3 protein-coding genes are annotated in these 3640 nt (G+C 64.6%); 1 reads left to right on the top strand and 2 read right to left on the bottom strand.

Going from position 1 to position 3640, the window contains the following annotated elements; all coding sequences use genetic code 11:
* Positions 1–894: transcription termination factor NusA (gene nusA, locus VFA60_14020; GenBank protein ID HZQ92906.1), on the bottom strand; the 894-nt coding region annotated here is incomplete at its 3' end.
* Between the two features lie 77 nt (positions 895–971).
* Complete coding sequence (gene rimP / locus VFA60_14025; protein HZQ92907.1) at positions 972–1448, bottom strand: ribosome maturation factor RimP; 477 nt, start codon at positions 1446–1448, stop codon at positions 972–974.
* Between the two features lie 726 nt (positions 1449–2174).
* Here rimP and VFA60_14030 point away from each other — a divergent pair.
* Positions 2175–3383, top strand: coding sequence for a polymer-forming cytoskeletal protein (locus VFA60_14030; GenBank protein ID HZQ92908.1), 1209 nt, complete (start codon positions 2175–2177; stop codon positions 3381–3383).
* The last annotated feature ends 257 nt before the right edge of the window (positions 3384–3640 follow it).

A 3640-nucleotide genomic window follows, 5' to 3' on the forward strand; every position in this document is an offset into this window, starting at 1 on the left:
CACCCGGCTCACCTTCGCCGGCTGCAGCGCCTTCTCCGCGAACACCACCGGATCCTCGTGATACTCAATAATGTCGATCTTTTCGCCGCGGAGCTCGCGGATGATGGACTGCACGCGCATGCCTTTCATGCCGACGCAGGCACCCACGGCGTCCACGTCCTTGTCCTTGGACATGACGGCGATCTTGGTGCGCTCGCCGGCCTCGCGGGCAATGGCGCGGATCACGACGGTGTTGTCGTAGATTTCCGGCACCTCGGTCTGGAACAGGTGCTGCACCAGCTCCGGCGCGGCGCGCGAGACGACGACCTGCGGGCCCTTGGCGGCTTTTTCCACGCGCACGATGACGACGCGCACGCGCTCGCCGACGGCGAACGACTCCAGCCGCGACTGCTCCTTGCGCCCCATGCGCGCTTCGGCCTTGCCAATATCGAAGATCACGTCGGGGCCTTCCATGCGCTTGACGGTGGCATTCACGATTTCGCCGACGCGCCCGATGTACTCGTTGTAAACCGTATCGCGCTCGGCCTCGCGCACCTTCTGAAAGATGACCTGCTTGGCGAGCTGCGCGGCGATGCGCCCCAACACGTCGGTCGCTTTGGGAATGCGGATCTCACCCCCGGGCTCGGCGCTGGGATCCAGACGGCGGGCTTCGTCCACGGTGAGCTGGTTGAGCGGATCTTCCACCTGCTCCGGAGTCTCCACCACCTGCTTGACCACGAAGGCGCGAATCTGGCCGGTCTCCTTGTCCAGCTCGGCGCGGAGGTTCTCCTGCGTCTTGTAATATTTGCGGGTAGCGACGACGATCGCGTCCTCGACCGCGTTGACCACGATCTGCGGATCGATGCCTTTCTCCCGGCTTAGCGCGTCAATGGTGTTGTACAGCTCGCTTGCCATAATCCGTTCTCAGTTCTCAGTTGGTGGTTTCCGGTTTTTGGTTCCACAAAGCAGAAACCAAAACCAGAAGCTCACCGTCAAAACTCCGGCACCAGGTTGGCCCGGTCAATGTTTGCCAGCTCGATCTCGAGGCGGCGAGGGGGATGCTTCCTTCCGCCTCCGACTTCGAGCGCAATGCGTCCGTCGTGCAATCCTTCCAGCCGTCCCTCGAAGTGGCGGCTGCCCTCAACCGGCTCGCGCGTGGTTACGCGCACGCGGTTGCCGGCGAAGCGCTCATAATCGGCGGGCTTCACCAGCTTGCGATCCAGCCCCGGCGAGGAAACTTCCAGCACGTACGAGCCTCCGGGCACGGCGTCCTCGACATCGAGGATGGCGCCGACCTCGTTGCTGACCAGGGCGCAGTCGTCGTGAGTGATGCCGCCGGGCTTGTCAATGAACAGGCGCAGCATGCGCGACTTTGCCGCACCGCGAAACTCCACGTCCACCACTTCCATGCCGTGCGTGGCCGCGACCCGCTCGGCGATGCCGCGAATCTGGTCGAGATTGAGCGCCATGGCTGCGCCGCCGGCCGTTCGCCGCGGGTCGTTGGCCAAGTCGCGAGCGAAGTGCCGGCACCGCAACAATGCGGCGAAGGACCAACGACTGCGGACTGACGACCGCCCCCAAAAATAAAGTGGGCTCGCGCCCACTGGTACTGCTCGCCGAAGCTTGCCCGTTGGCGCCCTTCCCGAGACACCCGACATCCGGGTGCCGGGGCGACGAGCGGCGCACACGGTGACCCACCCCGGGGTCCCAAACTGCGCCTCTGCGCAGGCTGAGGGCAGAACGCTGTGCTACACAGCAGTTGCTCCCTAGTATTCTACGCTGGAATCAACTAAAAGACAAATAACGACGGTGCGCCAAATTACGGTCTTTGTATGAGATGCCCGAGGGCGCGGCGGCGATTCACGGGCAATGCGGCCTTTGTGCCTGGCGCAGGGGTTTGCTGCGGCGTTCCGGGGATCCTTCGGCACTGCGATCATTGTGGCATTTCTTCCAGGCTGCGAGTGGCCCTTCGCGGCAGCCAGTGCACTGTTCCACTGCGACTGCTCTCCGGCAGACCTCGCTTAGCCAAGCTGGCGCTCGGCCCGGCACAGAACACGCGGCCTGCGATTCAGGTGAGCGCAGCTCTTGTACGCCGCGACTGGCGGGTGCTACAGTGGCGCGCCCGCAATCCGGCCCCTTCCATATCAGGCGTACAGCGCCGCCGGGCCCAGCTCGGCATAACAAGGAGGCCCGCGATGCATCTCGCTTCCGATTTCCGCCCCACCCGGTTGGTTTCTTCTCTGCTCCGAGTCCATCTGTGGAGGCGAGCGCTGGCACTTATCATCGGTGGCGCCTGCCTCGCCTCGCCGGCGCTCGGCCTGGAGAGGCGCACGGGCGACACGGTCGTGGTCGCCAAGGATGAGACGCTGGACGACACGCTGATCGCGCAGGCGGACACGCTGCGCATCGAGGGCACGGTCACCGGCAACGTGATCGCCTTTGCCCGGCGCGTGCTGGTGACGGGAACAGTACGCGGCGACCTGATCTCCTTCTCCCGCGACCTGGAGATGGAGGGCAGGGTGGAGGGCAACACGTTTTCCTTTGCCGAGGAGGCGGACATCCGGCGCGAGGTTGGCCGCAGCGCGATGACCTTCGCGCGCTACTGCCGGCTCGACCGCGAGGCGCGCATCGCGGCCGACCTGCTGGCATTCTGCGCCGAGGCCGCGCTGAACGGCGCCGTGGGCCGCGATGCCAGCGCCTTCGCCAGTTCCGTGGACGTGGGCGGTAACATCGAGCGTAACCTGGCCGCCAGCACCGGCCGGCTTACGCTGGCGTTGCCCGCGCGCGTGGGCGGCGACCTGACCGCGAGGGTGCGCAGAGCGCAGGATGTGAAGATTGAGTCCGGGGCGACCGTGGCTGGCCGCACCGACATCCGCATCCGCCCCCGCAGAAGCGATTTCCGGCGCGCGGGCTTCTACGTGGGAATCGTGATCAGCATTGCGGCGGCATTCGTCACCGGCTTGATCCTCTTCTGGCTCGTCCCCACCCTGTTTGGCGCTCGCCCGGTCACGGCCGGTGATTACGCGCGCAGCCTGGGCATTGGTTTCCTGGTGTGCGTGGCGATCCCCATCGCCGCGGTGATTGTCGGGATTACGCTGATCGGACTGCCCATTGCCCTGTTCAGCCTGGCCGCCTGGCTGGCGGGCCTCTATGCCGCCAAGATTGTGATTGCCGCCATCGTCGGCCGCGCGCTTCTGCGCCCGCAGCCTGCCGCGCGTCCCTCGGGCCGCATGGGAGACTTCGCGGTGGCGCTGCTGGTGGGACTGGTCATCGTGTACGTCGCCATGAATCTGCCCATCATTGGCGTGATCGTAAAATTCCTGGTGATTCTGACCGGGCTGGGGCTGATTGCCATGCAGGTGAGAAGGAGAGGGGCGGCGGCGGGCACCGTTACCGCATCATAGTTCATCGCTTTTGAAGGGCCGTTCTTATCCTCGATAGAACACCTTGGCGTCCCCGCTCCGTCTGAAGCGTGTGCTCCCAGACGCGTAAAACGTGCCAACCCTTCGAACGAAGCTCGCTGTTTATCCTACGATCGCGTTCACGATTACGAAGCACTTTAGACTGCCAGTAGCGGCGGTTATCTTCCGGCAGCTTGTAACACTGCGGACACGCGTGCCAGAAGCAACCATCAACAAAAACTGCCAGCCGCTTTGACGTA

The sequence above is a fragment of the Terriglobales bacterium genome (assembly GCA_035651995.1).
Lineage (GTDB): Bacteria > Acidobacteriota > Terriglobia > Terriglobales > Acidobacteriaceae > DASRER01.

What these genes read in the sequence shown, in the direction of transcription:
- rimP (HZQ92907.1), bottom strand. Translation starts at nt 1,448, where the DNA reads ATGGCGCTCAATCTCGACCAGATTCGCGGCATCGCCGAGCGGGTCGCG.
- VFA60_14030 (HZQ92908.1), top strand. Translation starts at nt 2,175, where the DNA reads ATGCATCTCGCTTCCGATTTCCGCCCCACCCGGTTGGTTTCTTCTCTG.